Raw genomic sequence first — 25,759 nt, forward strand, 5'->3', positions numbered from 1 at the left:
CGTACAAGCCGTCACCCCCTCTGACCAGGCATCAACCCGCAGACCAGCACGACAAACCGCTGCAGTACTCCACGACAACAAAGTGCAACTTCACAGTTAGTCACGCACTTCCTCCGGGTCAGGCCGCCCCGGCGGGCCGGGGCGGCGGATCTCGGGTGCAATCAGCCGGTGACGGTCTCGGCGGTGTGTCCGTGGAGGGCGTCCAGGAGCGCGGTCTGCTGGTCGGTCAGCTTCCGGTCGGTGCGGGCCTTGTCCTGCTTGCGCAGCCAGGTGCCGGGTCGGAAGGCCGGGTCGGCTTCGCCGCCGGTGCGGTTCGCCGGTCCGGTGAGGGTTCCGCCGGCGGCGAGCAGGCGGCGGTAGGAGCGGTTCCAGTCCGGCTCCAGGCGCCACAGCTCGTCCAGCGAGTCCAGCTTCGCGGCCTGGTCCTTGGTGAGGTTGTCGGCCTCGCGCTGGCGGCGCATCCACGCGCCCACCGCGTAGTCGTCGAGCTTCACGGTCGCCGGGATCGCGAGGTGGCCGTGCTGGTCGTGGAACGCGGCGGCGTAGGCGTGGCCGCGTTCCCAGGCGCCTGCGTTCTTCGACCAGATCATGCCGAGCGCGTCCAGTTCGCTGACGCGGGCGAGGTCGAGCAGGCCCTGGCCGCCCGGGTAGCGCTGGCGGGTGAGCCAGGAGACCAGTTCGGCGTGCTTCTCGCGGTCGGTGGGGTCGAGGTGGCCGTGCTGGAGGTGGAAGACCGCCGCGACGACGTGCATCCGCTGCCACTCGACCGCGCGCGGGTTGAACGCCCGCAGCTTCACGGTCTGGAGGATCTGCGCCGCATGGTGCTGGGCGTTGATCTTCAGCCACGATGGCTCTGTACACGGGATGGGAGTCGTTTGTCGACGACTTCGGGAGTCGCCTGGCGGGAAGTAGGCATGATCAATGTCGATCAGTTCGGGCGTCACTTGCAGCTCAGCGGGCGTTGTCCGTGCCGGCGCCCAGCTGCCTCGCACGAGCCCGCTACTGACTTTCGCCCGAATGCGGTCTTGATGGGTCAGCGGGCGAGGGAGACGGCGAAGGGCTTGAAGCCGTGTCGGCGCAGGATGTGGGGCACGACGAGGATCATGGCCTCGGTGGCGCGGGCCGTGGTGATGCCGCCGAGGTCCTCGATCCATGCGGGCTGCCAGCCCAGGTCGCCGAGCAGGCCGGTGACGGTCTTCTTCGCATCCTGGTCGTCGCCCGAGAGATAGGCGGTCGGTGGGGTGGCCAGGGTTTCGGGGGCGGTCATGACCATGAACAGCATGGTGTTGAGGGTCTTGACCACGTGGGTGTCTGGAAGGGCGGCCTGGAGTTGCTCGGCGAGGCTGCTGCCGGGGTAGCACAGGGCGCCGGGCAGGCTGTCATCGGCGTCGCGGGTGGCATTGGAGACATCGACGAGGAGTTTTCCGGAGAGCTCGGTTCGCAGGACTGCCAGGCGGTCCAGGGAGGTGTCGCCGGGGGTCGCGTTGATCACGATGTCCGTGGTGCGGGCGGTGGTGGGCTGGTCGGCGAAGGCGATCTGTGGGGCGATGCCGGCGGCAAGGACTGCGGTGTCTTCCGGGTTCCGGACGCCGAGGGTGACACGGTGTCCGGCCGCGGAGAGCTTGCCGGCGAGGTTGGCGCCGACGCGGCCGGCGCCCAGGATGCCGATGTGGGTCATGAGGTGATGCTCCTTGCGGTGTGAGGTGGGTGGAGCAGAGGTGTCCGGTCAGGCGATCGGGGAGAGGACCTTGAGGGCGGCGGTGTGGATGCCAGGGGCGGAGGCCAGGAAGTCGCGGCTGCCCGTGTTCCAGGGCTCGCCCGCCAGGTCGGTGACGGTGCCTCCGGCCTCGGAGACCAGCAGCGCACCGGCGACCAGACCGGAGCGGACGTCGGAGAACTGCCAGAAGGCGTCCATGCGGCCTGCCGCGACGTGGATGAGCTGCATCGTGGCGGGAACGGACACGCGCACGACCAGGCCGTTGACGAGCATGGCGGTGACCGAGTCACCGATCCGCCGGAAGGTGCGCTCGTCCTCGCCGGGCCTGGCCTGGCCGGTGCCGATGAGCGCGGCGCCCAGATCGGTCTTCGCGGAAACCTTCAGGGGCCGGTCGTTGAGCCGGGCACCGCCGCCGGCGACAGCGGTGTAGGTGTCGCCGGCCAGCGGCAGGTGGACGACCGTGACCACCGACCGGTTGTCGCGGACCAGGGTGGCGGTCACGGCCCAGTCGTCCATGCCGTGGACGTGGTTGATGTTGCCCTCGGCGGGGTCGACGACCCACCACTCCCCGAGCGGCAGCGCGCCGCCGGCCAGCTCGTCCTCGGCCCACTGCGATCCGGGCCGGGCCCGCAGCAGCGGCTCCCGCAGCACGTCCAGCACCGCGTCGTCGTTGGCGTGGATCTCGGCGACGACCTCGTCCAGACTCACGCCCCGGGCGTGCGAGGTGTGGCGGTCGCGCAGGGTGAGGCCGGCGGTCTTCACCGCGGCGGTCACTTCGGACAGGAGCGTCGTGTCGGCGGCGAAGGGCATGGCTGTGCTCATAACGGGCTCCCTGGGTTCGATGTGTGCGGGCGGCTTTGTCTCTCGCCTGCACTTCGAAGGTAGGCTCCCCGATCATTAACAACAAGTGCATGCTACGCACTTGTAGAGTTACTGCCATGCAACTGGATCTGAACCTGCTCACGGCGCTGGACGCACTGTTGGAAGAGGGCAGCGTTGCCGGCGCCGCAGCGCGTCTCCACGTCACCGCACCGGCAATGAGCCGCTCCCTGGGCCGCATCCGCAAGGCCACCGGTGACCAGATCCTGGTCCGCACCGGCCGCAGCATGGTTCCCACCACCCGCGCGCTGGCCATGCGCGCTCAGGTCCACGCCCTCGTCCAGCAGGCCCACCACCTTCTGTCCGCGCAGCAGGAACTCGACCTGGCAGCCCTGGATCGGGTGTTCACCGTGCGCTGGCACGACGCCCTGACCGCCGCCTGCGGCACCGCCCTGACCACGGCCGTCCACCACCAGGCCCCCGGCGTCCGGCTGCGCCTGTCCGCCGAACCCGGGGCGGACGACGCCGAGCTGCGCCGGGGTGAGGTCGACCTCGAATCGAGTTCCAGCGCTCCGGCCCTCCCCGACATCCGTCACCGCCTCGTCGGCAGCGACCGGCTGGTCGTCGCCGTCCGACCGGGCCACCCCCTCACCGAAGGCCCGCTGAGCATCGAGCGCTACGCGGCCGCCGAACACCTCACCGTTTCGCGACGCGGAAGCCTGCGCGACCCGATCGACGACGCCCTGACCGCCCGTGGCCTCCAACGACGCGTCGTCGTCGCCGGACCCACGGCCGCCTTCGCCCTGCAGCTCGCCCTCGACACCGACCTGGTCGTCACCCTCCCCGACGCGGTCACCCGCGCAGCCCGGGAACGACTCGGCCTGGTCACACTGCCACCGCCGCTCCCGCTGCCCGACGTCCCCCTGTACCTGCTGTGGCACCAGCGCTACGACGACGACCGCGCCCACGCCTGGCTGCGAGACCTGGCCACCGAAACCGTCCAGGCACTGTTCGCACCACCGACCGCCTCTCAACAGTCCCTCACCAACCGGACCGGGAAGTGACGGATACGCCCGAGGAAAGGCCAGCGGCAGCTGACTCCCGTTCTCGTGAACATCACCTATTCGTGCGAGCGTGCGACTCCCAGTCTCGCGTCGAAACGACGTCGTACATCGCGTACAAAGCCAGTCGGCTGATGGTGGTCTCGGCGATGTTCGTAGCCGGGCAGGCGTGGTTTTGTCGTTGGGTGGGGCTGCTGCTTGACGTGCTCGCCCAGGGGCGCATCGCCGTGTCCCGCCTCCGCGTGGCGCTGGCCGGCCTTGATCTGCCGCGCAGGACGGACCGGCAGCTGTCCATCGCGCTGGACGTCACGCCCTGGCCGCGCCCGGACGCCGAGTGCTCGCCGCAGCGCGGTCGGCGATGTCCTGCCGGTGGCGTCCGGGCAGCGGCTATTGTCTGGAACACGCGGTGAACAACCGATGATGGTCGGGAAGTGACACCGTGTGGGCAGTTCGATGTGCCGTTGAGGGGTCTCGACAGGCTCGCGGTCATGTACGGGACTTCCGGGTCGGCGAGGTGGGATTGTGGGAATGGTCGAGCGGCTGTGGACGGCCGGGGAGATGCCGCCCCGTGACGGGCTGTACCGGCCGGACGACACGGGCTTGGAGGTGCATGTGCAAGGCCCCGGGGCCTACCACCCGGATGCCGGGCAGCCGATCCCCTTCCGCCTCGGAGAGCCGTTCGACGTGATGCAGTCCATCGAGGAGGACGGCAACACCGCCGAGGTGGACACCTACTTCGAGAGCCCGCTGCCGGACGGATCGGGATGGATGTCTGGCGGCGGCGGACAGATGGGCAACATCGGCTACCTCGCCCGTCTCAACACCGACCGCTCCCTACGGTGGGTCGCTGTCATGGACTACTCCAACCCGTTCGTGGGAGTGCGCTACGAAGGCCTGACCGCTGTCTTCACCAACGACTGGCGAAACCTGCTGACCCTCGACCTCACCGGCCCCGCATTTGCCTGACCCCGCAGGTGCGGGATGTCCGCGGTGGCAGAAGGTCACGCTGGACGTTTCCAAGCCGTGGATGCGCTGCCATTCGTCGCGGGCGGTGGCGGCCGGGAGGGCGGCCTTCTCGTCCCCGGTGTCGGTGTAGCGGGCGCTCGTGGTCCCGGGCGGCGGCGAGGGACTGGGTGATGGCGCGCAGGCTCGTCCCGGCCACCCGCCGGCGGACCCGGCGGCGCACGTCGCCGAGCAGCCCGTGCTCCTCGGCATCGAACCCGCCATCGCGTGCAGCGCACCCGAGCGACCAAATGCTGCTCAATGGTGTCCGGCCGGGAGCGGGTCAAGAACCGCGGTCGCCGCCGCATTGGCCGGGAAAAGCGACGTCCGACCGGACAGGGCACAACCGGGCAGTGGCCCGCAGCTCGGGTCCGCACCGCCCGCTGGCAGGACCTCGAACACCACTGGCGCCGCTTCCTCGAGCGGCCCGAGGCCTACCTGCGGCACCTGGTCTGAGCGGATGTCGGAGGTCCCTGCGAAGATCACGGCCATGGAGCTCCCCACCGCCCTCCCCGGGCTCGACGCCCACCCCTGGTCCACCGTCAACCACGCCTACGGCCCCGCCGAGGACCTGCCCGGGTTGTTGCGCACCTTCGCCGAGGGCGGTGAGGACGCCGAGGAGGCGCTGGACGAGCTGTACGGCTCGATCGTGCACCAGGGCACCGTGTACGCGGCCAGCGTCGACGCCGCCCCGTACCTCGCCCGAATCGCCGCCTCCGGCCGGCAGACCGTCGACGCGCTCCGCCTGCTCGGCTGCCTCGCCGAGAGCGAGGACGAGTACGACGTCGAGCCGGGCGCCGTCCGGGCCGCCGTCACCGCCCAACTTCCGCTGCTCATACCGCTGCTGGCCGATGAGGACGCCGCCGTCCGGCAGGCGGCCGGCTGGACGGTCGGCCACACCCGGGACACCGGCACCGCCCTGCCCGCCGTCCGGGCCCGCCTGGCCGCCGAGACCGAGCCAGCCGTCCGGGCCGAACTCCTCACCGCGTACGGCCGGTTGGACCGCGCGGGCGCCGTCGCCGAGGCCCGCGCCCTGCTCGGCCCGGACACGCCCGCGCCGCTGCGCCTGGCCGCCGTGTTCGCCGCGGTGGACGCAGAGGAGCCGTGGCTCGCCGCGCACCGCGACGCCGTCCTCGGCCTGTTGCCCGCGCGCGAGACGGCCAGGTCCGGCTACGCGAACGAGCACCGGGAGCCGCTGCGCACGATCGTCGGGATCCTGCTGGGGCGGGACACGGACGCCGACCGCGAGAGTGCCCTCGCGCTGCTCGACGCTGCCCTGCGTGACGAGCGTTCCGAGGTGCGGGCCGAGGCCCTGTGGGCGGCCGACCGCGCCTGCACCCTGTCCCGCAGCGCCCCGCAGCGGCTGATCCCCGCGATCGTCCCGCTCGCCGCCGACTGGGCGGCCGCCCAGCTGCTGGGCAAGATCGGCCCGGCCGCCGCCGAGGCCGCGCATCTCCTCGCCGAACTCGCCGCGCAGCCGGACGACGAGGCGGCCGACCAGGCCCTCGCCGCGCTCGTGCTGGTGGCGCCGAAGGCCGCCGCCCCGCTGCTGGCCCGGGCCCTCGGCCGGCGCCCGCGCGCCATGCAGTGCGCCACCGGGTCCCACGCCCCGGCCGATGCGCCCTTCCCGTTCGACCCGGAACTGTTCGCCGCGGTCCGCGCTCGCCTGGCCGCCAAGGCGCTGGAGCGTCCCGAGGGGTGCAAGGACTGCGGTTGCTCGACGACCGAGGACCACAACGACACCGCCGGACTGGTCCACCTGCTGCGGCAATGGGGCCCACAGGCCGTCGAGGCGCTGCCCGAACTGTGCGCCGTCCTGCCCCGGTTCCAGTACGCCGCCACCGCGATCACCGCCGTCGCCGCCGACATCGGGCCGGAGCAGCGCGAGCAGGCCGCCACCGCCCTGCGGGCCGGCGCCCGGAAGCTGTTCGTGGCGCAGGCACTGCACGAGCTGACCGGCGAGACCGGGCCGCTGTTCGCCGCAGCCGAGGCGGCGCTCGCCACCGGTGTGCGCGGCGCCGTCAAGGGCGCCCGCGCCTTGGCCGCCCTCGGCCCGACAGCCGCCCGCCTCACCCCGGCCCTGCGGACGGCGCTCGGCCGCACCATCGACCGCGACACCACGCCGGAGGTGGACACCGACCTCGCCCTGGCGCTCGCCCTCTGGAGGATCACCGGGGAAGCGGCCGAGGTCCTCCCGGTACTGGCCTCGGTGTTCGACAGAAGCGAGGGCCGGCAGTGGTTCCACTGCACGGCCGCCCGCGCCGCCCGCGAGATCGCCGTGCTCGGCAAGGCCGGGCGCCCGCTGACCGCCCGGCTCCAAGCTCTCCTCGACGACCCAGCCCAAGCACCCTCGGCCGTCCTCGGGCTGCTCGCCGTCGCCGATCCGGCCGGCCTCGACCGCACCCGGCTCGCCGAGGCGGCGCTGCACTCGGCCGAGACCCGCGCCAACCTCAAGGGCGCCTGCGACGCCCTGCGGGCGCTCGGCGCCGCCGCCCTGACGCCGGAGCAGCACGACCGGCTGGCCGCGCTCGCCACCGGGGACCGCCGCCTGGTCGTCTCCGGGTCCAACTACGCGATGATCCGCGAGGACGAACAGCTGCGCGCCGCGCTGGCGTCCGTCCTCAACCGGGTCGGCTGAGGCCCGGGTCCTCTCTTTCGGATCTTGCCGGGTGCCCAGGCCGCGCGCCCAGGAAGATCCGAAAAAGAGGACCTAGGGTGCGGGGCAGATCAGCCGGTGACGGTCTCGGCGTGCCGGTCGGTCAGCTTCCCGCCGGTGCGGGCCATGTCCTGCTTGCGCAGCCACGCGCCGGGCCGGAAGGCCGGGTCCGCCTCGCCGCCGGTGCGGTTCGCCGGGCCGTCCAGGGTCCCACCGACGGCGAGGTAGGCGAGCAGGCGGCGGTAGGAGCGGTTCCAGCCCGGCTCCAGGCGCCACAGCTCGTCCAGCGCGTCGAGCTTGGCCACCTGGTCCTTGGTGAGGTTCTCGGCCTTGCGCTGGCGGCGCATCCACGCCCCGACCGCGTAGTCGTCCAGCTTTACGGTGGCGGGGATTGCGAGGTGGCCGTGCTGGTGGTGGAACGCCCGCGCGTAGGCGGCCCCGCGCTCCCAGGCGTTGGCGCTCTTCGACCAGATCATGCCGAGCGCGTCCAGCTCCGAGACGCGGGCGGCATCGAGTAGGCCCTGGCCGCCCAGGTGGCGCTGGCGGGTGAGCCAGGAGATCAGCTCCACGTGGCGGGTCTTGTCGGTGGGGTCGAGGTGGCCGTGCTGGAGGTGGAAGACCGCCGCGACCGCGTGCATCCGCTGCCACTCGACCGCGCGCGGGTTGAACGCGCGGAGCTTGACGGTCTGGAGGATCCGCGCGGCGTGCTGCTTCGCGTTGATCCGCAGCCACTCGATCGGTGACTCCACCGGGGCCGGCTGCTGCTCGCCCTCCCCGGCCTCGGCGGACTTGCCCTCGGCCGGCTTGGCCGCGGTGGTGTGCGCGGTGCCCTGGGAACGGTGGGCGCGCAGTTCGGTGATCCGGCCGACGACGCGGGCGTCGTGGGCGGCGAGGGCGCGCAGGACCCGCCAGATGGTTCGGAAGGAACTGGCTTCGATCTCGGCTTCGGCCTTCACGGCCTCGCCGGCGACGTGGACCTCGGCCGGGTCGGCGGTGGCGGTGTCGTCGCCGACCAGCGGGCTGGGCAGGTAGACGGGGATGATGACCCAGGAGACCTTGCCCTGGCGGTAGGCCTGGCGCAGGGCGCGGCCGATGGGCACCTGGGTCCGGTTGAGGAACATCTCCACGAGGCGACGACGCCCACGAGCCAGGACGCCTCGCCGTGAGTCGGCACGAACTCACGGGTCGATCCCGGCAGAGCACACCATTAGACCCGCGGGTTCCCACTGAAGAGCCTTCAGTTTCCCTGAACCCACGGGGCTCTCCGGCCTCGGGGAACATCGGTACAGCGGCTATCGGTGAGAACGATCATGGCCGTCTAGCACAGTGATCCACTTCACCGCTGGGGTTCGGTGAAACGCCTCCGGCCCTGGTCCGGGGCTGGCTACGGTCCGGCTCGTGCCGGTGGAATTTCTGAGTGATGAGCAGGCCGAGGCGTACGGGACGTTCGCCGGGGAGCCGACGAGGCCCGAGCTGGAGCGGTTCTTCTTCCTGGACGACGTGGACCGGGACCTGATCGCCCTGCGGCGGATGGAGCATCACCGGCTCGGGTTCGCGCTCCAGATGTGCACGGTGCGGCACGTCGGCCTGTTCCTGGAGGACCCGCTCACAATGCCGTGGCCGGTGATCGAGCACCTGGCCGTGCAGCTCGGCATTGGGGACCCGTCGGTGGTCAAGCGGTACACGGAGCGGCGTCAGACGCTGTACGACCACGCGTGGGAGATCCGGGACGCCTACGGCTACCACCCCTACGGGGACGACGAGTGGGGCCGGCGGTTCCGAACGTTCCTGCACGGGCGGGCGTGGACGCACGCCGAGGGCCCGAAGGCACTGTTCGACCACGCGGTGGGCTGGCTGCGCCGTCACCGGGTTCTGCTGCCCGGGGTGTCGGTGCTGGCCCGGCAGGTGTCGGAGGCGCGGAAGGTCGCGGAGAAGCGGCTGCACGCCACCGTCGCGGGCGCCGCCCGCCGCGCGGACCCGGCGCTGCCCGGTGACCTGGTGGCGACGCTGAAGACGCCGGAGGCTCGCGGTTCTCGGAGCTGGAGCGGCTGCGCCGGCCGCCGACGCGGACGACGGGCACGGCGTTCGCCCGCGCGCTGGAGCGGGTGGACGAGCTGGGCGCCTACCGGCTCGGGCGGTTGAAGCTGTCGCAGATCCCGCCGAACCGGATGGCGGCGCTGGCCCGGTACGCGCTGGGGTCGAAGGTGCCGCTACTACCTGCGCGCCGACACCATCGCCGCGGCGAACGCGCGGCTCATCGCCGCCCAGGCCCAGATCCCGATCGTGCAGTTCTGCGGCGACGGGCTGCTCGCCTCCGTGGACGGGCTGCGGTTCGTCGTCCCCGTGCGCACCGTGAGCGCGGCGCCGTCGCCGAAGTGCTTCGGGTTCAAGCGCGGCATCACCTGGCTCAACGCCGTCAACGACCAGGTCGCCGGCATCGGGCAGATGGTCGTACCCGGCACCCCGCGCGACTCCCTGCACATCCTGGACGCCCTGCTGAACCTGGACGGCGGCGTGAAACCGGAGATGGTGGCGACCGACAACGCCTCGTACTCCGACATGGTGTTCGGCCTGTTCAAGATCCTCGGCTACAACTTCAGCCCCGGTTCCGCGATCTGGACGACCAGCGGTTCTGGCGGGCCACGATGCCCGACGTCGAGACCGACAGCTACGGCGTGGTGGAGGACCTGGGCCGCAACCGCGTGAACTTGAACAAGGTGATCACGCACTGGCCGGACATGCTGAAGGTCGCCGGTTCCCTGGTCACCAACCAGGTCCGCGCCTACGACCTGCTGCGCATGTTCGGCCGCGACGGCCGCCCGACCCCGCTCGGGGCGGCATTCGCGGAGTACGGGCGGCCGCCAAGACCGAGCATCTGCTGCGGGTCATCGACCCGGTGGACGACACCTACCGCCGACAGATGAACCGGCAGCTCACCGTGCAGGAATCCCGCCACAAGCTGGCGCGGGACGTGTGCCACGGCAAGCGCGGAACCCATCCACCAGGCGTACCGCGACGGCATGGAGGACCAGCTCGGCGCGCTCGGCCTGGTCCTCAACGCCATCGTGCTCTGGACAACCCGCTACATCGATGCCGCCGTCGCCCAGCTGAAAGCCGAGGGCCACGAGATCCGGGACGAGGACATCGCCCGGCTCTCCCCGTTCAAGCACCGCAACCTGAACCTGCTCGGCCGCTACAGCTTCACCGCCTCGACCCCGGCCGCCGGCGCCCTGCGCCCGCTGCGCGACCCGGATGCCCCAGAGCTGGACGAAGACGACGATGGCGGGTAGGAGTGGGCATCGGGAGCCGATCGGATCAATCCGTGACGGGCAGGCACTCGGCGAGCAGAGCGACGACGTCACGCCAGGCTCGCTGTGCGTGCCGTGGGTGGTAGCCGACGCCGGGACGCACGGTGTGGTCGACCGGTGGATGGTGGAAGGCGTGCAGGGCTCCTCCGTAGACCACGAGGCGCCAGTCGACGCCCGCGGCCTGCATCTCTGCGGTGAACGCGTCCCGTTGGGCGGGCGCCATGATCGGGTCTTCCGACCCGACCCCGGCCCACACCGGGCAGCAGATGCGCGCCGCCTCGCCCGGTCGGCCGGTGATCAGCCCGTTGACTGTCGCGATCGCGCGCAGGTTGACGCCGTCGCGCCCGAGTTCCAGCGCGATGGCGCCCCCGGTGCCGTAGCCGACGGCGGCTATCCGGTCGGGGTCGGTTCGCGGTTCGATGCGCAACACGTCGAGCGCCGCGTGGCCGATGCCTCGCATCCGGTCGGGGTCGGCGAGCAGCGGCATGCAGCGGGCCAGCATCTCCTCGGGGTCCCCCAAATAGCGCCCACCGTGAAGGTCGAAGGCCAGCGCTACATATCCCAGCTCCGCGAGAGCATCGGCCCGGCGGCGCTCGACGTCGCTGAGCCCCGTGCCCTCTGGTCCGAGCAGCACCGCGGGCCGACGGTCGACACCGGCCGGGAGCGCGAGGTGCCCGATCATCGTCAAACCGTCGGCCGGATACTCGACCGTGCGCGTCGTAATCGTTGTCATGAGTCTGGACGGTAATGACCGTTGCGCCCGCTCGGGGTGGTGTTCACCGATGGCAGACAGCAGTCTTTCCCGACTACGACACCCGGACGCGCCTGCTGCCTGTCGGCAAACAATCGTTTGACGACAGGCGGCCGACGCGTCCAATGATCCCGTGCAATCAGGGGGTTCGGGGCGGCGCGAATCCAATCAGATCCGATGGTGATTGCTGACAGGGTTTGACGACAGATAGGGTCCGATCCTCCGTACGGAAGGGGCCTCGGTGGCGAACCTTGTCTACAAGCGGGTCTCGACCGACCAGCAGTCGACCGCCCGGCAGAACCTCGTCCTGGACGAGGCCGGGATCGAGGACCCGGTCGTCTTCGAGGAGGACTGCGGCACCTCCAGCCGCCTCCACCCCCTCCAGCGCCCCAAGTTCCGCGCGCTCCTCGACTACGCGCGACCCGGGGACACCGTGCACATCTCCGAGATGTTCCGCCTCGTACGCGGCACCGGGCACATCCTCGACGTGCTCGACGTCCTCCACCGCGGCGAGGGTCTGCACCATGAACTTCACCGTGGACAGCAGCTCGAGGCCGGAGTTCCGGGTTCGACTGGCCCCACCTGGGTCGGTAGTACCGACACGACTTCGGTTGGCATAATCGTTCGGTTGCTCCGGTTGGCGGCGTCAGGCTGTGCCTCGTTCGTGATCGCGGCCGTGTCGGGAGGCCGAGCCGTCGACTGGGTCATTTGCTCGCTCGAACTGCACGCAGAGCAGTTGACCTGACGCACCGACACACCTTTCGGGCGGGTGCCATTCGGGCACCCGCCGCGATGGTCAGAGCCTGTGTTCAGTCCGAGATGGCGGCTTTCCAGACCCACGAGGTGAGGCGAGGGCGGTCGGCGAACTCACTCCGGCCAGTGGACCAGAGAAGAACCTGGACGGGGTCACCGGGCGGAGCGTCGGGGAACAGGCGGCCGGGTCGGTGCGGAGCCTGGTGAGGATTCGCCATGCGTAGGCGGCATCGGGGCAGCGGCGCGGGAGGACTCCTCGCCGTCGTCCGCCACACGGTCAAAGGCCATGAACAAGGCCTTCCAGGTCGGCATCGATGTCCCGTCCCACTCAACGTTGTCGTTGTCTCAGGTGTCCTTGCGGATTCGCAGTTGATCCCAGATGGCGTTGTCGCCGCCTGACAGCGGCAGCCCCACCCCTGCCGTCCACCGACCGGTGGACCCAAGGTTCAACCGGCCGGGCGTGTCGGGCGCGGCCTCCGGCCGACCAAGATCTCGGGTATGAGTCAACTCCCTGTACGGATAGCCCGTTGGAGCGCCCGGCACGCATGGCGCGCGATCGCCGGCTGGTTCGCGTTCGTCATTGTGTGCTTCGGCGTCGGCGTCGCAATCGGCTCCCATGAAGCAACTACCGAGGATTATCGGGTCGGTGAGGCGGGGCGGGCCGAGGCCATCGCGAGTGCGGGCGGCCTGCAGCAGCGGCCGACTGAGCAGATCATCATCCACGCCAGGTCCGGGCCGCTGGACCTGGCCGCCGCCGCCGCGGCAGCGCAGGACCTCACCGAGCGGCTGCGGAAACTGCCCGAGGTGGACAGCGTGGCGGCTCCGGTCCGATCCAAGGACGGCAAGGTCCTCAGGGTCTCGGTGGTCCTGAAGGGCCCCGAGCTGAACGGGAAGAAGAACGTCGTCCCGGTCCTCGCCCGGACGGCCCAGGTGCAGGGCGGCCACCCGGACCTGGTCGTGGAGGAGACCGGCTCCCCATCCATCAGCAAGGGCGTCAACGACCAGCGCGGGAAAGACCTCACACTCTCCGAGCGCATCACCCTGCCGGTCACGCTCATCACCCTGCTGATCGTCTTCGGATCGGTGGTCATGGCCGGTGTGCCGCTGTTGCTTGCGCTCTCCTCGATCGCCGCCGCCCTGGGGCTGTCCATGATCGCGTCCCATGTCCTGCCCGATCCCGGTGTCGGGACCAACATGATCCTGCTCATCGGCTTGGCGGTAGGCGTCGACTACACGCTCTTCTACCTCAAGCGCGAACGCGAGGAACGGGCCCGCGCCGGGGGGTGGCCCAGCTCCGAGGCCCTGGTGGAGCTGGCCGCGGCGACTGCGGGCCGGGCCATCGTGGTCTCCGCTCTCGCCGTGGTCGTCTCCACCGCGACCCTGTATCTGGCCACGGACGTCATCTTCTCCTCGCTGGCGACGGGCACGATCCTGGTCGTGGCGGTCGCCATGGTCAGCTCCCTGACCGTACTTCCCGCACTCCTGGTGAAGATCGGCCGGCGGACCGAGCGCCGTGCGGCCGGCAAGGCCGCCCGCCGGGCGAGCCACGGCAGGCCGGTCCGTACGAAGCGCGCGGAGGCCGAGACGGGCCGGGTGTTCGGTGCCCTGCTGAGGCCCGCGCGGAAGCGTCCCGCCATCACGCTGTGCGTGTCGGTGCTGGTCATGTTCGCCCTGGCGGTGCCCGCGCTCGGCCTGAAGCTCGTCGACCCGGGCAAGGACACCTTCTCCCGCGGCATCCCGGCCATGCAGGTCTACGACCGGCTGAACGCGGCCTTCCCGGAGCTCCTGGTCAAGCACGTGGTCGTCGCCCGCTCCACTCCGGACCAAGCGGCCCAGGTGCAGCAGGCTCTGGCGGACCTCGGCCGGCGGGCGCAGGCCGACCCGCTGTTCGCCAGGGACACCGAGCCGAGGGTGCGTACATCGGCCGACGGCAGGATCAGCGTGCTGGAACTGGCCGTCCCGTTCCCCGCACCCTCCGCCGAGGCGGTCGAGTCACTCGACCACATCCGTAAGGACTATCTGCCCGCCACGCTCGGCAAGCTGTCCGGCGTGGAGACGGGGGTGAGCGGTGACGTGGCCCGAGGCCGCGACTACGTGGATCACGAGAACAGCAAGCTGCCGCTGGTCATCGGGTTCCTGCTGCTGGTGACCTTCGTGATGAGCGTGTGGGCGTTCCGCTCGGTGGTCATCGGCCTGATCGGCGTCGTGCTCAATCTGCTGTCCGCCGGGGCTTCGCTCGGCCTACTGGTCGTGTTCTTCCAGGGAACGTGGGCAGAGCACCTGCTGGCATTCGACTCCCTCGGCGCAATCGCGTCCCGGGTACCGCTGTTCCTCTTCGTGATCCTCTTCGGCCTGTCGATGGACTACCAGGTGTTCGTGGTCAGCCGGATCCAGGAGGCCAGGCAGAACGGGATGTCGGCCCGCGAAGCGGTGGTGGACGGCATCAGCCGGTCAGCCAAGGTGGTGACCAGCGCGGCGATCGTGATGGTGACGGTGTTCAGTGCCTTCGTCGCCCTGCACCTCACCGAGATGAAGCAAATGGGATTCTGCCTGGCGGTGGCCGTACTACTGGACGCCGTGGTCATCCGGCTCATGGTCCTGCCGTCGCTGCTGCTGCTCCTCGGCGAGCGGGCATGGTGGCCGCCGCGCCCGGCGCGACGGGCGCAGACCGGTGTCCCTGCCGCCAGCATGCCGCAGAACATAGGCTGACGATCATGATTCAACGGCCGCAGCCCGACGACCGGTTCCGCACCCGAACCCTGCGCCGGTGGTACGCAGTCTCCTGGGTGTTCCTGGGTTTGTGTCCCCCGGTGATCTCCGCGCTGCACCACACCGGAACGACGAGGTACGGGTCGTTGGCGCTGCTGGCCGTGATCGCCCTCTGCTACACGACCGTTGTGGCCTTTCCCCGCAATCCCGTACTGCGCCCCCATACCTTTCTGGGAGTGCTCGTCCTCGGCTTCGGCGCGCTGTCTCTCCTGCGCGGCGACGGCGCGGCACTGTTCATCGTGTCGCTCCCCCACTTCTGGCTCTTCGCCAGGAGCCCGCGGTACTCGATCGCCCTCAGCGGCGCTGCCGCCGCGGCCACCGCGGTCGGCATCATCCGCCATCAGAGCTGGCACGTGGAGGACTTCTCCACCGGCAATATCGTCTTCACCCTCATCGGCTATGCCGCGAGCGTGCTGCTCGGACTGGGGGTCGTCCGGATCGTCGAGCAGAGCGACGAGCGCGCCCGCCGCCTGGGCTCCGAGCTGGAGAACGCCCAGTCCCGCCTGGCCGAGGCGCACAGACTCCAGGGCGCCACGGAGGAGCGCGAGCGGCTCGCGCGGGAGATCCACGACACCCTTGCGCAGGGCTTCGCATCCATCATCGTGCTGGCGGAGGCTGCCCGCTCCAGCCTCGACACCGACCCCGGCAGGAGCGCCCGGCAGCTGTTCTCGATCGAGAACACCGCACGCGAGAACCTCGCCGAGGCGCGGGCGCTCGTCGGCTCCGCCCCGCGGAGCGGTCCCGCCCTCGGCTCGGTGGCCAAGACCTTGCGCCGGACCCTGGACCGGTTCGCCGAGGACACGGGACTCACCGTCACCGCAGATCTGCCGGACGTCGAGTGCGACCAGCCGACCCGGATCGCGCTCCTGCGCTGCACCCAGGAATCCCTGGCCAACGTCCGCAAGCACGCGGCCGCCTCCGCGGTAGAGATCGTCCTAGCGCCGTCTCCGGATGGCGTCGAACTGGAGATAACCGACGACGGCCAGGGCTTCGTGGTCGAGGACTCACACGGCTTCGGACTCAACGGCATGCGCAATCGCCTGGCCGAACTCGGCGGCGAACTCACCGTCACCAGCTCCCTCGGCGACGGCACCCGCGTCCTCGCGGTAATTCCTACGAACAGTCAGGTGTGAAGACATGACAGCTCGGACAGAGACGGACGGGCTCCGCATCATCGTGGTCGACGACCACACGGTCATGCGCGCCGGGGTCGTCGCCCTGCTGGCCTCGGAGCCCACCATCGACATCGTCGGCGAGGGCGGCGACGGCCGCGCGGCCGTCGAACTCGTCGAGCGCCTGAAGCCGGACGTGGCACTGATCGATCTGCGGATGCCGGTCCTCGACGGGGCGAGTGCCACCGCCGAGATCGTCGCCCGCCACCCGGGAACCCGGGTACTGATCCTGACCACGTACGACACCGACGCGGAGATCGAGCGCGCGGTCGAGGCCGGCGCGATCGGCTACCTACTCAAGGACACCACGCGTGACCAGCTCGTCGACGCCATCCGCTCCGCGGCCCGCGGCGAGACCGTCCTGGCCCCGAGGGTCGCGGAGCGACTGGTTGCCCGCATGCGGCAACCAGCTCCGGTGGCCCTGACCACCCGGGAGGTGGATGTGCTGAGCGCGGTCGCCGACGGCCTGTCCAACGTGGAGATCGGCCGACGGCTGGTCATCGCGGAGGCCACGGTGAAGACCCATCTGCTGCGGGTCTTCGCCAAGCTCGACGTCAGAGACCGCACGCACGCGGTGGTCGTGGCCCTCGAACGCGGACTGCTGGACAGGCGTTAGCCCAGGTGACCGGTGATCGGCGCCCTGGCCGGCTCCTGACACTCAGTCCCTCCGCGCCGTCCTCGTCGTCCGAGCCCGGCCACGTCGGGGTCGCGCAAGGGCCGCAGAGGCTGCCGCCAGCCGGGGCGGGGGCGGTGATGCTGTAGCGGCCCAGCACATTGAGATCGCGGTGCTTGAGGCCTTGGCCGGCTTCCAGCTCAGGTACCGGGTCACCTCCCGCAGATGCTCGGTGCGGGTCTGCTTCCGCTCACCGTAGAACCGCAGCTCGCCGATGGGGATCCGCAGCTGCTCGGAGAGCCGGGGCACCGCCGCCACGGGCGCGGACGCGACCCGATCCGGGACGAAGCCGAGCCACGGCAAGGTGCGCAGCTGGACCGCGAGCCCCAGCCGATCCTTGGGACTGCGGCCACGGCCCGGGTCGATGAACCCGACGTCCGCCGGCGTGAGGGTGAAGAACCGGATCAGCTCTTCCTTGTTGATCTCCGGGAAGCCGCGCAGCCGCTCCAGCTCGTCATCCCCGAACACACGCGTCGCCACCGCGCCCACCCCTTGTCCGACCTGTCGTATCAGCGGCTTTACCGCCCTACAGGTGAACGACCCAGGCTCGTCCCAAGACACGACGCACGGTTCCGCTTCGTGAGCAGTCGCACATCACGGCAGCTCAGAAGCGACGAGCGCCATATCCGTTGTTTTTGCGGCCGATGATCCGGCTACCCCCTCTCCGCGGGCCGTCCCGGCCGGGTTCACCGGCCGGGAGGAGGAGCTGGAGGACTTGCTGGCTCGCTTGGACCCGGCAGCCGGGGACGGCGTCCCGGCGACTGGGGAGGCGGTGGTGGTGGCGTCCGTGCTCGGAATGGGCGGCACGGGCAAGACCACACTCGGTCTCGCCGTCGCGCACGAGGCGATCAGGCGGGGCCTGTTCACCGGTGTGCTCTTCCTCGACCTGCACGACTACGACGACACCGCCCTCGACGCCGGGCAGGCCCTGGACACCGCCCTGCGCGACCTCGGCACGAACCCCGAGCAGATCCCGCCCGATGTCGACCAGCGCGCGGCCCTCTACCGCGCCCAGCTGGCCGCGCGTACCCGGGCGGGGGAACGCGTCCTGCCGCTGCCTGCACACCCACTTTGCCGGGGAAGCCGTGTCGGATGGTCCGTCCGTGGCAGCCCGGCCGTCGGTCCTGGGAGGGTTGCGCGTTCTCGTCCTGTCGCGGAGTTCTCAGTGGTCACGACGGGCGGAGGCGCGGAGGTGGGCGATGCCCGCGTCGAGGGCGGCTTGCAGGTGGGTGGAGCCGCCCGTGGTCATGAGGATCAGCACGCCGCCCTGGATGCCGGCCAACAGGGATGCGGCCTCTCGCTCGGCGTCCAGGTCGGGGGCGATCTCGCCGCTGCCCTGCATGTGACGGATTCCCGCGGCAAGTTGGTTCTGCCACCGGCGGAGCAGTTCGCCCGCCACGATCCTGGTGGCGTCGCTGGTCCCGCCCAGCTGGTTGAAGGCAGCATGGAGGGGACAGTCGCTGCCCTGCGTGCGGTAGCGGGCGAGGACCTTGTCGCGCCACTGGTCCCAGGCGGCCCAAGAGTTGAGGGAGCCGAGCTCCGGCTGCTGATCGTCGATCACCCGGGCCGCCTCATGGCGGACCACGGCCAGCAGCAGTTCGTCCTTCCCGCCGGGAAAGTAGTGGAAGAGCTGGCTCTTGCTGGTCGCGGTGCGGGCCATGACGTCCTCCAGCCGCACCGCGAATACCCCCTGTTCGCGGATCTGGTCGGCGGCGCCCTCGACGATGCGCTGCCTGGTCGCAGTGCCCTTGCGGGTCAGCGGCATGGATCCTCCCGGTACGAGCTGTCGGGTCCCATTCAAGCGGATCGGGCGCGGCGGGCGGAGCCGACCAGGTGACGGCGGGTCAGGGCAGGAGCAACAGTTTGCCGGTGGTGCGGCGCGACTCGATGTCGGCGTGAGCACGGGCCGCCTCGGCGAGCGGGTAGCGGCCGGTGACGTGCGAGGTGATTCGCCCGTCCAGGACCAGGTCGAACACCTCGCCGGTCCGCTGCAGCAGGGTCTCGCGGGTGGCGACGTGGTGGTGCACCACGGGATAGGTCAGCAGGATGCTGTTGGGCAGGTCGGTGGGCCGTAGCGCCGGTACGCCCATGAAGGGGCCGTAGTACGCGTGCACCCCGTGCGGGCGCAGGGCCAGCTGCGAGGAGCGGAACGTGCCGGTGCCTCCGCCGTCGTAGACGACGTCGGCGCCGCGGCCGCCGGTCAGCTCCCGGATCCGTTCCTCGAAGCCACCGCCGGAGTGGACCAGCACGTGGTCGGCGCCGGCCTCCTTCGCGACGGGGGCCTTCTCCTCGCGGGAGACCAGGCCGATCACCCGGCCGCCGCGCGTCCTGATCATCTGCGTGAGCAGCCTGCCGACGCCGCCCGCCGCCGCGTGCACCACCGCGACGTCGCCCGGGCCGATCGGGTAGGTCTCGGTGCTCAGGTGGCTGGCGGTCAGGCCCTGCATCATCACGGCGGCAGCCGTCTCGTCACCGATGCCGTCGGGAACCTTGACCAGCGAGTGGGCCGGGACGGCCAGCAGCTCCGCGTAGCTGCCCGGGTGGTAGAACCAGGCCACCCGGTCGCCGACCGCGAGGTCGTTGACTCCTTCGCCGAGGGCGGTGACGTATCCCATCCCCTCGGCGCCGAGGATCGCGGGAGCCGCCCAACCCGGGCCGCCCTCAGCGCGGGCTCCGACGTCCATGTAGTTCACGCCGGCGGCGCCCAGCCGCACCAGCGCCTCGCCGGGGTGTGGGATCGGGTCCGGCAACTCGGTCCAGCGCATGACCTCGGGACCACCGTGCTCCTCGATGCGGATCGCATGCATGATGACACCTTCCTGTACGGGTTCGTCACGGGGGGAACGGTCAGCACGCTAGGCAGCTGAAAATGGACCAGCAAGTCCAAAACGGTGCGCGGTCGGCGTCGCTGTCGCAGACCTTGGTCCGGAACAGCTCGCGGTAGAAGGTGAACTTCGCGGCCACCCGGGCCGGGGCCATGCCGAAGCGGTCGACCTCCACCATCAACACCGGCACCCCGGTCTCCGGAGCCTGCCACACGCCGTCCAGGCGCACCTTGCGCTTCCCGCCGGCCAGCAGGAACTCAGTCTCCGTCGACCAGGAGCGCACCGCGCCCGCCCGCCCGCGGCCCCCGGGGCCTGTGGCAGCCGAGCGGGTGCCGGTCCTCACGCCTTGGCGCCACGGCGTGCTCGGCGGCTGCGCGGCGGTGCCGGCGAGCCGGCGGATCGGCCCAGCCGAGCTGTCGGAGAAGCGGTGATACGGTCGCTGCCCGTGACAGAGCCACTTCCCGTGTTCCCGTACCATTCCGATCCGCTGGTTACCGGTGTCGTCCTCCAGCCCGATGCGGAGCGCGGCTGCTGCGAGCAGGTCCGCGGCACTCACCTCGCATATTCAGACGCCACGTGGGCCGACGCGAGAGGCTAGTCGACGAGTCATGACAAATCCGCTGAAGTCCCCTCGCGTGCAGCGGGCAACTCTCTGCACTATCGCCCTGCTTGACCTGTACGGCTGCTACCGAACTGCAGAACTGACACTCGCCGGGCGCTATGCCGATGCCGCGATCTACTGCGCGGCAACGATTGGATTCGCCTATGCCGTTGCCCGCGATTGGAAACGGATCAGCCGCTGACCCGAGAGGGAGCTCCGCGGGCCTTCGCCGATTTTCAGCTTGAGTTGCCCTCCGGGGTGCCCGGTGTCAGCTTGGTGAGGGTGAACAGGCCTGGCTGGGGCTCGGTGAGGATGCCGCGGGTCTCATGCGGGTCGGGGGTGGCGCATGCCAGGTCGGCGGGTCACGCGGTGTCTGTCCAGCCCGCCGGCCTCGCCGGATGAACCGTTGCTCCGGCCACGGTGCGAACGCCCAGACGTACAGGTGGCGGTCCACCAGGCGCAGCAGCGCTTGGGTATTCAGCAGGGCCGCGAAGGCGAACTCGCTGCGGTAGGAATCAGCGGAAGCCCTGTGCGAGCCCAGGTGCCGGTTGAACGTGTGCTGGCGGTCGACGCCGCTGAACACATTTTTCATCGCGTTGACCAGCAGGTAGGCCGCCAGCATCCGCAACTGGGACGCTTCCCTGTAGGTGCTGAGCACCCCGGCGATCATCTTGTGGCTGCCGGTGTTCGGGCTGCTCGGGAATGCATCTTGAGGGAAGTAGCTGCGCAGCCAGGCGTGGCCGTGGGCGCGCATGACGGTGTCCAGGACGTTGGCCAGCAGCGCCTGCGCCGGTGCGTCGTGGCCGTCGCGGATGCAGGCGGCGGCCTGGAGCGTGAGTGCCCGCAGGTCGAGCAGGTCGGGGTGGTCGACCTCTTCCAGGCTGGCTTCGACGTCCTCCACCACCTCCAGGCGGTGCTCGATCAGGTAGCGCCGTCGGTACGCCGCGCGGGGCAGGGACAGGAGCTCCTTCACGATCCCCGCGCGCGGAGCCCAGGCCAGGCAGGCTCCGTCCTTGGCGGTGATGCGCAGCAACCACATCCACAACCTGGCCTCAACGTCGCGCAGGTTGTCCGGCGACCACTCTTTGAACAACCCACTGAACGTGTCGAACTTGGCGAACAGATCCTCGGTGAAGACACGGCCGATACTGTCGGCGATCTGTTGCAGCGACGACTGGAACGAGGTCGCCTGCAAGGCGAGGGCGTTCAGTGGTGGGAGGTACGACGACACCCAGCTGCTCTCGACCGGCAGCACCGAGTCGAGGATGCTCAGCTGCGGCTGGAACGCGGCGGAGGCAGCCCGCACGCCTTCGAGGACCGAGTTCTGCTGGACAGCGGCCACCACATCCAGCACGCCCTGGGACCACACTGGTGGACCGGTGATCGCGGCGATCTGCTCGGGGCTCAAGAACGTCAGCGGCTTGACGGCGGCGGAGGCCGCCAGCATCGAGTCAACGATCGGCCGCTGCCAGGCTGCATTTGCCCCCACCACATCCAGCACGCCCTTCGACCACACCGGCGGGCCCGTGATCGCGGCGATCTGCGAGGAGTCGATGATGTGCGGCTTCACAGCGGCGTCCATCGTCGCCGCGATCAGCGAGTTGTTCCGAGCCGTGATCGCCGACATCGCGTCGATCACGGGCTGGTTCAGCATGCGGTTGATGTCAGCCAGCTGTGCGCGCAAGGGCCCCAGTGGGTCGTAGTCTCGAAGAAGCGAGTCGGTGAACGGCCACCCGCCGCTGGTCGCCGCGGCTTCGTCCTCGCCTTCATCGCCGTCCCACACTTCGTCTTCTTCGCTGTCCTGCTGTTCCGGGTCGTCCATGGGCACCAGCAATCCGCGTCCCACCGACACCAGTACGGGATTTTTCAGACCCCACCAGACCGAACCAGACGGCGCCAGTCCGCCGCTGCAGCCCGGCCGACGCCGGCGGCCCGGGCAATACGGGTCAGGGTCGCGGTCGGCTCGGGCCGGAGGACTCGTCAGGCACAGGCCTCCTGGGCTGGTGGCCGGGAACGGAACGACCCGTTCCCAGCCGAGGCGATGGTGGTCAGGCGGTGCCTGCCCGGTTGGGCGGGGAGGTCCGGGCCAGAGGTGCGGTTGTTAGGCTGCGGCGATGATCCTTCCGACCCTCGAAGAAGTACGCGCGCTGCACGAAAGGCACGCACCGACGCACGAGGCACTGGACCTGGTGCTCACCCACTGCGAGATCGTCTGCGACATCGCCGAGCAGCTGCTGGCCCGCGCCGCCCTCCCACTCGACGCCGAACTGGTACGGGTCGGGGCGCTGCTCCACGATATCGGGGTCTACCGGCTCTACGACCACGCCGGCCGACTCGACCACCGCAGCTACATCCGCCACGGGGTGCTCGGCCACGAGATCCTGCGCGAAGAGGGATACCCGCAACGCCTGCGCCGGTTCTGCAGTTGCCACACCGGCGTCGGCCTCACCCGGCACGACATCCGCGAACAGGGACTGGTCATACCCGAGGCCGACTACCTCGCTGAGACCGCCGAAGAGCAACTCGTGATGTACGCGGACAAGTTCCACAGCAAGACCACGCCGCCGACCTTCCTCACCGCCGACTCCTACGCCGGGTACGTGACACGATTCGGCGCGGCCAAGGTTGAGGCCTTCGCCCTGCTGCGCGCCCGGTTCGGAGAACCCGACCTGACGTCCGTGCGGGAACGGTACGGCCACTCGCAGGCCTGAGGGCTGCGGGTCGTCCCGGGGCGTGTCAGCGATCGCGTGTAAGTGCCTTGGGGTTATTGGATGCTGAGCCGTCGTGATGTCAGACGCTGAGGGGCCTTCGGTGGTTGGTGTCGCGTTGGGCGGCCCGCCGGACCCCGAAGTCGAGCAGCCTCAGCCCGGGGACGCCCGAGATCCGGGAGCCCCGATGCAGCAGGGGCAGGAGGCGGGAGGCCACTCGGCAGGCGGTGTTGGTGCGGACCTCGAGGAGGTTCTCGTGGAAACGGATCCAACTCAGGTAGCTGGCGATGCTCGCCATCGCTGGCTTCGTCGGGTGCTCCCACGGATGGGGGGTGCTCGCGACTGGTCAGCAGGCAGGTGAGTAGGGCGGCCTGGAAGAGCTGCTGGGGAGGTGCCGCGTGGTCGAGATCCGGAAAGCCCGTTGCGCTTCGCGGAATCTTGTCATGCGGGATGCCCAGCAGTGAACTGACAGTACGCAGGCGTAACGTGTCGTGGCCGTGGGGCACCGTGGGTCTCCTTCTAGCGGCGCGCGCTGCCCGAACAGCTTCCCGGGCAGCTGCTTGCGGGCAAGCCGCTGATAACCGACCGGCGTGAGCGCCACTCGCACAGGAATCGGTGCTCATCGGTCGGCTTACCGGCGTCGCCGGCGCCCCCCGCTCGGCTCGGGCTCCGTGGGGAACGGCAGTCGCAGCTTTCGAACCAGCGGTGCCACCGAGTCGGCGGCGCCGAACGGGCGCGCCAGCAGGAAGAGCGAGGCCAGCACCGCCACCGAGCCGAGACCCAGCCCGATCCCGTTGCCAAGCGTCGAGACCACCACGTTCCCGCTGATCGCTCCGCTGACCGCGTTGGCCAGGAAGTGGCCCACCAGCGCACCTGGCAGGCAGGCCAGCACCAGACCCAGGTGCAGCCCGAAGACCCGGCGCCCGTCAAGTCCGCTCCGCAGCGGATGCCGCAGCGCTGCCCGCAGCACCTCGACACGTCGCTCCGGGTCCTCCGGGGCGGCGGGCAGCGAGCGCAGCCGCTTGCCCAGGGCGAAGCCTGTGATCACCATGTTGATGATGCAGGCGACGCTCTGTGCGCCGGCCATGCCGACGATGACCCAGCGCGGGCTGAGGCTCACGTAGGCCAGGTAGGAGAGCAGCACGTTGGCGCCCGAGGAGACCACGGTCAGCCAGAACGGGCTGCGTGCGTCGCCCATCGCGTAGAAGCCGCGGGCCAGCGCGTACTGCGCGCAGAAGAACGGGATGCCGATGGCGAAGGCGAGCAGCGCCCCCGAGATTACCGCCAGGCCCAGCTTGGTCTGGTGGCCGTAGCCGTAGGCGAGGTGGGTGATCTGGTCGGAGAAGGCGATGAAGAGCACCGTGGCCGTGATGATCATGGCGGCCGAGTTGCGAAGCACCCGGGCCAGGCCGGTGCCGATCTTCTCCAGGTTGCCCGAGGCGGCGGCTCGGGACATCTGTGGCATGATCGCGGTCACCATCGAGATGGTGATCACGCCCTGCGGCACCAGGAAGAGCGTGCTGGCGTAGGTGTACGAGGCGTTGCCGATGCCAACCATCTTGAGCTTCGTGCCCATCTGGTCCACGGCGGTGGTCAATGCGGTGATCTCGGTGAACGCCACCTGGGTGACGATCACCAGCAGCAACGCCCAGGTGGCGGCGCGGATCGGTGCGCCGAGTCCGGCGCCGCGCCAGTCGAACCGTGGTGTCCAACGGAACTTGACGGCCCTCAGTGAGGGAAGCAGTCCCAGCGCCTGGACCACCACGCCGAGCGTCGTTCCAAGCCCCAGCAGCCAGGTCTGCCCGGCGGTGACCTTGCTGGTCTCCGCGGCCTGGCCGCCGATCGCGATGTAGAGGCCGAAGACCGCGCACGCCACCACGTTGTTGAGCACTGGTGTCCACATCATGGCGCCGAACTTGCCACGCGCGTTGAGTACCTGGCCGAGCAGCGTGAAGAGCCCGTAGAAGAAGATCTCGGGCAGGCAGAACCGGGCCAGCGTGACGGTCAGGTCGCGGTCCGACCCGGTCCAGTCGGAGGCGTAGATGTTCACCAGCCAGGGAGCGATGAGTACCGAGATGACGGTGAGTATGCCCAGCGCGGCCGTGCACAGGGTCAGCAGACGGTCGGTGTAGGCGACACCGCCGTCCGGGTCGTTCTTGGCCGCCTTGACCAGCTCAGGCACGAAGATCGACTGGAGTGCGCCACCGATCAGCATGGTGAACACGATGTTGGGCAGCGTGTTGGCCACGTTGAAAGCGCTGCCGAGTATGCCGGGGCCGAGCGCGGCGACCAGCATCGCGGTGCGCACGAAGCCAAGCCCGCGCGAGGCCAGCGTGCCGACCGCCATGAGCAGCCCGTTCCGCCCGGCCACCGCCTCCTCGGACTGCTCCGATTTGGCGGCCGGCTCGGCGCCATCCCGCTGCTGCGGCAGGCCGGGGGCGGCCGGGGGCGCCTGGAGGTACGGGTCCTGGGCGCCGATGCCGCGCAGCGTCATAGTTGGCGGGTCATTGAAGGTGTGCGGCAGTCCGTAGTCAAGGGGTAGCTGGTAGGGCTCGGAGACGTGGAACTCCTGTGCGTGCTGCGGCCCCGGGTATGGCTGGTACTGCTGGAGCTGTTGCTCCTGCTGCGGCCACTGCTGCTGGTAGGCGTTGGGGCCCTGGTACGGCCCCGAGTACTGCTCCGACGCCGCTTGGTGCTGCGGGTAGGCCTGCTGCGGCGGGTATCCGTGGTCCGGCTGCTCGTAGCCGTACGGCTGGAAGGGCGGGCCGTGCGGGTCCGGTTGTCCATACGTCAGCGTCGCCGGTTGCGGCTGTGCCGCCCCGTACGACTCGGGTGGACCGTACGAACCGTACGGCTCGCCTGCCGTGTGCGTGGTCATCGGACTCCGTAGCTTGGTTGTCTGCTCAGGTGCTGCTGCGGGGTTAACGGGTGCCCCGAACGCGGC

At 70.2% G+C, this 25,759-nt stretch carries 22 protein-coding genes and 3 pseudogenes; 13 read left to right on the plus strand and 12 right to left on the minus strand.

Annotation, left to right across the window (positions count from 1 at the left end):
* Positions 1-161 precede the first annotated feature (161 nt).
* The 3 genes from ACWDAK_RS33860 to ACWDAK_RS33870 all read right to left on the minus strand — a co-directional run bounded on the left by ACWDAK_RS33860 (position 162) and on the right by ACWDAK_RS33870 (position 2,539).
* Complete coding sequence (locus tag ACWDAK_RS33860; RefSeq protein ID WP_427395709.1) at positions 162-797, minus strand: helicase associated domain-containing protein; 636 nt, start codon at positions 795-797, stop codon at positions 162-164.
* Positions 798-1,033: 236 nt separating this feature from the next.
* Positions 1,034-1,678 carry an NADPH-dependent F420 reductase gene (locus ACWDAK_RS33865; protein ID WP_427395708.1) on the minus strand — a complete coding sequence of 215 codons (645 nt, stop codon included), beginning with the start codon at positions 1,676-1,678 and terminating at the stop codon, positions 1,034-1,036.
* A 48-nt stretch (positions 1,679-1,726) separates the two neighbouring features.
* Positions 1,727-2,539, minus strand: a complete 813-nt coding sequence (locus ACWDAK_RS33870; RefSeq protein WP_427395707.1) for an inositol monophosphatase family protein — start codon at positions 2,537-2,539, stop codon at positions 1,727-1,729.
* Positions 2,540-2,655: 116 nt separating this feature from the next.
* On the opposite strand from ACWDAK_RS33870, the gene ACWDAK_RS33875 reads away from it, so the two are divergent.
* The 4 genes from ACWDAK_RS33875 to ACWDAK_RS33890 all read left to right on the plus strand — a co-directional run bounded on the left by ACWDAK_RS33875 (position 2,656) and on the right by ACWDAK_RS33890 (position 7,237).
* Positions 2,656-3,600, plus strand: coding sequence for a LysR family transcriptional regulator (locus ACWDAK_RS33875; RefSeq protein WP_427395706.1), 945 nt, complete (start codon positions 2,656-2,658; stop codon positions 3,598-3,600).
* A 62-nt stretch (positions 3,601-3,662) separates the two neighbouring features.
* Positions 3,663-4,007, plus strand: coding sequence for a hypothetical protein (locus ACWDAK_RS33880; RefSeq protein ID WP_427395705.1), 345 nt, complete (start codon positions 3,663-3,665; stop codon positions 4,005-4,007).
* Positions 4,008-4,125: 118 nt separating this feature from the next.
* Positions 4,126-4,563: a hypothetical protein gene (locus ACWDAK_RS33885; protein WP_344641191.1), complete on the plus strand. Its 438-nt coding sequence runs from the start codon at positions 4,126-4,128 to the stop codon at positions 4,561-4,563.
* A gap of 526 nt (positions 4,564-5,089) precedes the next feature.
* Positions 5,090-7,237 carry a hypothetical protein gene (locus ACWDAK_RS33890; protein ID WP_427395704.1) on the plus strand — a complete coding sequence of 716 codons (2,148 nt, stop codon included), beginning with the start codon at positions 5,090-5,092 and terminating at the stop codon, positions 7,235-7,237.
* 89 nt (positions 7,238-7,326) lie between these two features.
* Here the strand turns inward: ACWDAK_RS33890 and ACWDAK_RS33895 are convergent, their stop codons facing one another.
* On the minus strand, positions 7,327-8,376 hold the full coding sequence (locus tag ACWDAK_RS33895; protein ID WP_427395703.1) for a helicase associated domain-containing protein: 1,050 nt from the start codon (positions 8,374-8,376) through the stop codon (positions 7,327-7,329).
* A 283-nt stretch (positions 8,377-8,659) separates the two neighbouring features.
* On the opposite strand from ACWDAK_RS33895, the gene ACWDAK_RS33900 reads away from it, so the two are divergent.
* From ACWDAK_RS33900 to ACWDAK_RS33910, 3 genes and pseudogenes are all read left to right on the plus strand, one after another.
* Entirely contained in the window at positions 8,660-9,397 is a 738-nt protein-coding gene (locus ACWDAK_RS33900) for a DUF4158 domain-containing protein (protein WP_449806527.1), read from the plus strand.
* Between the two features lie 114 nt (positions 9,398-9,511).
* Positions 9,512-10,169: pseudogene (locus ACWDAK_RS33905) on the plus strand (Tn3 family transposase); the annotation flags it as partial.
* Positions 10,170-10,275: 106 nt separating this feature from the next.
* Positions 10,276-10,545: a Tn3 family transposase gene (locus ACWDAK_RS33910; RefSeq protein WP_425557869.1), complete on the plus strand. Its 270-nt coding sequence runs from the start codon at positions 10,276-10,278 to the stop codon at positions 10,543-10,545.
* 25 nt (positions 10,546-10,570) lie between these two features.
* Here the strand turns inward: ACWDAK_RS33910 and ACWDAK_RS33915 are convergent, their stop codons facing one another.
* Positions 10,571-11,296, minus strand: coding sequence for a dienelactone hydrolase family protein (locus ACWDAK_RS33915; RefSeq protein ID WP_344641183.1), 726 nt, complete (start codon positions 11,294-11,296; stop codon positions 10,571-10,573).
* Positions 11,297-11,555: 259 nt separating this feature from the next.
* Between ACWDAK_RS33915 and ACWDAK_RS33920 the strand changes: the two are divergent.
* The 4 genes and pseudogenes from ACWDAK_RS33920 to ACWDAK_RS33935 all read left to right on the plus strand — a co-directional run.
* Positions 11,556-11,855: pseudogene (locus ACWDAK_RS33920) on the plus strand (recombinase family protein); the annotation flags it as partial.
* Between the two features lie 710 nt (positions 11,856-12,565).
* A complete protein-coding gene (locus ACWDAK_RS33925; RefSeq protein ID WP_427395702.1) occupies positions 12,566-14,776 on the plus strand; it encodes an MMPL family transporter in 2,211 nt (736 codons plus the stop codon).
* A 5-nt stretch (positions 14,777-14,781) separates the two neighbouring features.
* Positions 14,782-15,969, plus strand: coding sequence for a sensor histidine kinase (locus ACWDAK_RS33930; RefSeq protein WP_427395701.1), 1,188 nt, complete (start codon positions 14,782-14,784; stop codon positions 15,967-15,969).
* 4 nt (positions 15,970-15,973) lie between these two features.
* Positions 15,974-16,624, plus strand: coding sequence for a response regulator transcription factor (locus ACWDAK_RS33935; RefSeq protein ID WP_344641186.1), 651 nt, complete (start codon positions 15,974-15,976; stop codon positions 16,622-16,624).
* 225 nt (positions 16,625-16,849) lie between these two features.
* Here the strand turns inward: ACWDAK_RS33935 and ACWDAK_RS33940 are convergent.
* From ACWDAK_RS33940 to ACWDAK_RS33955, 4 genes and pseudogenes are all read right to left on the minus strand, one after another.
* Positions 16,850-17,242: pseudogene (locus ACWDAK_RS33940) on the minus strand (DUF4158 domain-containing protein); the annotation flags it as partial.
* Between the two features lie 601 nt (positions 17,243-17,843).
* Positions 17,844-18,446, minus strand: coding sequence for a TetR/AcrR family transcriptional regulator (locus ACWDAK_RS33945; RefSeq protein WP_344641188.1), 603 nt, complete (start codon positions 18,444-18,446; stop codon positions 17,844-17,846).
* Positions 18,447-18,525: 79 nt separating this feature from the next.
* Entirely contained in the window at positions 18,526-19,488 is a 963-nt protein-coding gene (locus tag ACWDAK_RS33950; protein ID WP_427395700.1) for a quinone oxidoreductase family protein, read from the minus strand.
* A 40-nt stretch (positions 19,489-19,528) separates the two neighbouring features.
* Positions 19,529-20,062, minus strand: a complete 534-nt coding sequence (locus ACWDAK_RS33955; RefSeq protein WP_344641190.1) for a hypothetical protein — start codon at positions 20,060-20,062, stop codon at positions 19,529-19,531.
* 52 nt (positions 20,063-20,114) lie between these two features.
* Between ACWDAK_RS33955 and ACWDAK_RS33960 the strand changes: the two genes are divergently transcribed.
* Positions 20,115-20,309: a hypothetical protein gene (locus tag ACWDAK_RS33960; RefSeq protein ID WP_344641402.1), complete on the plus strand. Its 195-nt coding sequence runs from the start codon at positions 20,115-20,117 to the stop codon at positions 20,307-20,309.
* Positions 20,310-20,375: 66 nt separating this feature from the next.
* Here the strand turns inward: ACWDAK_RS33960 and ACWDAK_RS33965 are convergent, their stop codons facing one another.
* Complete coding sequence (locus ACWDAK_RS33965; protein ID WP_427395699.1) at positions 20,376-21,929, minus strand: hypothetical protein; 1,554 nt, start codon at positions 21,927-21,929, stop codon at positions 20,376-20,378.
* Between the two features lie 292 nt (positions 21,930-22,221).
* Here ACWDAK_RS33965 and ACWDAK_RS33970 point away from each other — a divergent pair, with 292 nt between their 5' ends.
* Positions 22,222-22,818 carry an HDIG domain-containing metalloprotein gene (locus ACWDAK_RS33970; protein ID WP_427395698.1) on the plus strand — a complete coding sequence of 199 codons (597 nt, stop codon included), beginning with the start codon at positions 22,222-22,224 and terminating at the stop codon, positions 22,816-22,818.
* A gap of 79 nt (positions 22,819-22,897) precedes the next feature.
* Here the strand turns inward: ACWDAK_RS33970 and ACWDAK_RS33975 are convergent, their stop codons facing one another.
* Positions 22,898-23,113: a hypothetical protein gene (locus tag ACWDAK_RS33975; protein WP_427395697.1), complete on the minus strand. Its 216-nt coding sequence runs from the start codon at positions 23,111-23,113 to the stop codon at positions 22,898-22,900.
* Between the two features lie 333 nt (positions 23,114-23,446).
* Positions 23,447-25,693 (minus strand): murein biosynthesis integral membrane protein MurJ, encoded by a 2,247-nt coding sequence (gene murJ / locus ACWDAK_RS33980; protein ID WP_427395696.1) that lies wholly within the window; start codon positions 25,691-25,693, stop codon positions 23,447-23,449.
* Positions 25,694-25,759: the final 66 nt, after the last annotated feature.

Source organism: Kitasatospora sp. NPDC001175 (assembly GCF_053598215.1).

Excerpts from the sequence above, each read along its gene's own strand:
- ACWDAK_RS33865 (WP_427395708.1), bottom strand. The coding sequence starts at position 1,678 with ATGACCCACATCGGCATCCTGGGCGCCGGCCGCGTCGGCGCCAACCTC.
- ACWDAK_RS33870 (WP_427395707.1), bottom strand. The coding sequence starts at position 2,539 with ATGAGCACAGCCATGCCCTTCGCCGCCGACACGACGCTCCTGTCCGAA.
- ACWDAK_RS33875 (WP_427395706.1), top strand. The coding sequence starts at position 2,656 with ATGCAACTGGATCTGAACCTGCTCACGGCGCTGGACGCACTGTTGGAA.
- ACWDAK_RS33885 (WP_344641191.1), top strand. The coding sequence starts at position 4,126 with ATGGTCGAGCGGCTGTGGACGGCCGGGGAGATGCCGCCCCGTGACGGG.
- ACWDAK_RS33890 (WP_427395704.1), top strand. The coding sequence starts at position 5,090 with ATGGAGCTCCCCACCGCCCTCCCCGGGCTCGACGCCCACCCCTGGTCC.
- ACWDAK_RS33895 (WP_427395703.1), bottom strand. The coding sequence starts at position 8,376 with ATGTTCCTCAACCGGACCCAGGTGCCCATCGGCCGCGCCCTGCGCCAG.
- ACWDAK_RS33910 (WP_425557869.1), top strand. The coding sequence starts at position 10,276 with ATGGAGGACCAGCTCGGCGCGCTCGGCCTGGTCCTCAACGCCATCGTG.
- ACWDAK_RS33915 (WP_344641183.1), bottom strand. The coding sequence starts at position 11,296 with ATGACAACGATTACGACGCGCACGGTCGAGTATCCGGCCGACGGTTTG.
- ACWDAK_RS33925 (WP_427395702.1), top strand. The coding sequence starts at position 12,566 with ATGAGTCAACTCCCTGTACGGATAGCCCGTTGGAGCGCCCGGCACGCA.
- ACWDAK_RS33930 (WP_427395701.1), top strand. The coding sequence starts at position 14,782 with ATGATTCAACGGCCGCAGCCCGACGACCGGTTCCGCACCCGAACCCTG.
- ACWDAK_RS33935 (WP_344641186.1), top strand. The coding sequence starts at position 15,974 with ATGACAGCTCGGACAGAGACGGACGGGCTCCGCATCATCGTGGTCGAC.
- ACWDAK_RS33945 (WP_344641188.1), bottom strand. The coding sequence starts at position 18,446 with ATGCCGCTGACCCGCAAGGGCACTGCGACCAGGCAGCGCATCGTCGAG.
- ACWDAK_RS33950 (WP_427395700.1), bottom strand. The coding sequence starts at position 19,488 with ATGCATGCGATCCGCATCGAGGAGCACGGTGGTCCCGAGGTCATGCGC.
- ACWDAK_RS33960 (WP_344641402.1), top strand. The coding sequence starts at position 20,115 with ATGACAAATCCGCTGAAGTCCCCTCGCGTGCAGCGGGCAACTCTCTGC.
- ACWDAK_RS33965 (WP_427395699.1), bottom strand. The coding sequence starts at position 21,929 with ATGGACGACCCGGAACAGCAGGACAGCGAAGAAGACGAAGTGTGGGAC.
- ACWDAK_RS33970 (WP_427395698.1), top strand. The coding sequence starts at position 22,222 with ATGATCCTTCCGACCCTCGAAGAAGTACGCGCGCTGCACGAAAGGCAC.
- ACWDAK_RS33975 (WP_427395697.1), bottom strand. The coding sequence starts at position 23,113 with ATGGCGAGCATCGCCAGCTACCTGAGTTGGATCCGTTTCCACGAGAAC.
- murJ (WP_427395696.1), bottom strand. The coding sequence starts at position 25,693 with ATGACCACGCACACGGCAGGCGAGCCGTACGGTTCGTACGGTCCACCC.